Source organism: Pseudoalteromonas sp. SG44-1 (assembly GCF_014164315.1).
In the GTDB taxonomy this organism is placed as follows: Bacteria; Pseudomonadota; Gammaproteobacteria; order Enterobacterales; family Alteromonadaceae; genus Pseudoalteromonas; species Pseudoalteromonas rhizosphaerae.
Genome location: NZ_JACJEW010000153.1, coordinates 1 through 1,945 on the forward strand (window position 1 = coordinate 1; position 1,945 = coordinate 1,945).

The 1,945-nt window shown below is 37.5% G+C and carries 3 protein-coding genes; 1 reads left to right on the top strand and 2 read right to left on the bottom strand.

Features of this window, described 5'->3' with window-relative positions; all coding sequences use genetic code 11:
- Window positions 1–147 precede the first annotated feature (147 nt).
- Both tnpB and tnpA read right to left on the bottom strand, forming a co-directional pair.
- Window positions 148–495 (bottom strand): IS66 family insertion sequence element accessory protein TnpB, encoded by a 348-nt coding sequence (gene tnpB, locus H5187_RS23325; protein WP_182762794.1) that lies wholly within the window; start codon window positions 493–495, stop codon window positions 148–150.
- Window positions 495–791, bottom strand: a complete 297-nt coding sequence (gene tnpA / locus H5187_RS23330) for an IS66 family insertion sequence element accessory protein TnpA (RefSeq protein ID WP_182798451.1) — start codon at window positions 789–791, stop codon at window positions 495–497. Before tnpA ends, tnpB begins: the two co-directional genes overlap by 1 nt.
- Window positions 792–1,017: 226 nt before the next feature.
- Between tnpA and H5187_RS23335 the strand changes: the two genes are divergently transcribed.
- The gene (locus tag H5187_RS23335; RefSeq protein ID WP_182798452.1) at window positions 1,018–1,776 is read left to right on the top strand and encodes a DUF4124 domain-containing protein; all 759 of its coding nucleotides are present in this window, start codon (window positions 1,018–1,020) and stop codon (window positions 1,774–1,776) included.
- Window positions 1,777–1,945: the final 169 nt, after the last annotated feature.

The following is a 1,945-nucleotide window of genomic DNA, read 5'->3' on the forward strand; positions in this document are numbered from 1 at the left end:
TGCGCTTGAGTTGTTCTGGGTCGTCAGGAAGTGAGTGTGCATCAATTTTCATGTTCGCAATTTAACAGAATTTGACGGTGTTTTCTTGCTTGACGCAAAGATAAAACAGACGGTGTGGCAACGATCATTTACTGCCAATATGATCGATTAGATCATCGATTTATACCGCAACTCTTCATGACCAAGCACATCATATCCCGACAACAACCAATCCAGTTGCTCTGGACTGAGCTCAAATTCTTGCAGACTGGCTTTGTTTGGCCATTTGAACTTTTGCTTTTCTAATCGCTTGTACCACAAAGCAAACCCCGTTTTATCCCAGTAAACCAGCTTGAGTTTATCCTTTGCTTTGTTGCAAAATAAAAATAAAGCGCCAGTATAGGCATCACGTTCAAGCTCACCCTCAACGATTGCGACCAGACCATCAATGGATTTTCGAAAATCCACGGCATCGCGATAGAGGTAAATATGTGCAGGTTCAACGAACATTTTCATTAGGCAAGCTCGCGTAACAGTTGACTCAGATAAGTGGCAGGCATTGTGGATGGCAAGCTGACTTTCACGTTACCGATAGCAATAATGATCGGCTGTTGCTGTTCAGTGGGATCAACGTGTTTAGTGACTTTTGCGCGAACAAAACTACCAGATGCAGCAGTAAGCTTACTTCGTGCCGCATAAAAGCTTGTTTTTGATAAGGCATGTTGCTGGCAAAACTCAGTAATAGTTAAATCGCTGGCTTGTTGTTCTTCGATAATGTTGCGCCACTGCTCAAGGCTACGCATTTTTCTCATGGCTATCTCCTAATTGAAATTCAGAAATAGTTTAATCGGTTTGACGAGTTACTGGCAGGTGCATTTTGCTAGACGCTTACTTTATAGCTAGCAATAACTTAAACTGTTTGTTATTAATGTAAGTTCACAAAATAAGGACGTTTTTCGCACTAAAATGGGGAAAGAGTCCTCTGATAAAGTTGTTAGCAGTTTTTAGCCAGTTATATCAAATATCATGGAGAGTATTTTGAGTAAATTTATTATCGTAGTAACTATATGTGTTTTTAGTTCTCCACTTTATGCGGAGATATACAAATGCAATAGTAATGGTGTTATTACGTTTCAAGACACGCCTTGCGACACAGCGGATGAAAATTTACCTTTCGATAGCTCAAAGATTCTTGGATTAAGTCGACCTAACTTTAAAGAAGCACTGAACTTAGATTGTACCTTAGAGCGACTAGAAAATGCAGTTACAATGCACGTAAAAAGATCTGAAAATTTTTATATGATTTGTGGTCGACCTGCAAATGTAAATAAAGCTGATTTTCTTAAGATCCTTCCAAGTGCAGAAGTTTTAGATAAATCACCTGAGCAAGGGATGAAATTTATTCAGGCTATAACATCTTCCGGTTATAAATATCGCGTTGAGTGGGGTGTTAATGAGGATACCGTACGTAATGCAACTTTATTTTCTTTAGATAAATCTAAAAAAGTAAAACGAGAAGATTCTGGTGATAATGCTTTTGTTTCAGGTATTAAAAGCTACTGTAAAAACAAGTGGTCAACTAACTATAGGCAACAAGAATACTGTATAAAAGAAGAAGAAGAGGCGATGTTCCAACTAGGCCAACAATCTAAAAAATATCAGGATATAGCTCCTAAAAATGAGATTGTATTAAGGTGCATGCATAAGTGGAAAGGTGATGGAGAGTATAATTATAACTACAGACAAATCGTTTACTGCATAAAAAATGAAGTTTCAGCTTACGATCGTATCAATTAATACTGCTAACAATAGTCTAAGGTTGCGACAGTCTGCTTATGGCACAGACTGTGTGAAAACTCTGATCACCTTTTGGTCTAAGTATCTGCTGCTTATGATCGATTAATCTATACATTTAGTTCACTTAATATACTGATATTTATATAATAAGACTATTGATTCAGTCGAG

Excerpts from the sequence above, each read along its gene's own strand:
- tnpB (WP_182762794.1), bottom strand. The coding sequence starts at position 495 with ATGAAAATGTTCGTTGAACCTGCACATATTTACCTCTATCGCGATGCC.
- tnpA (WP_182798451.1), bottom strand. The coding sequence starts at position 791 with ATGAGAAAAATGCGTAGCCTTGAGCAGTGGCGCAACATTATCGAAGAA.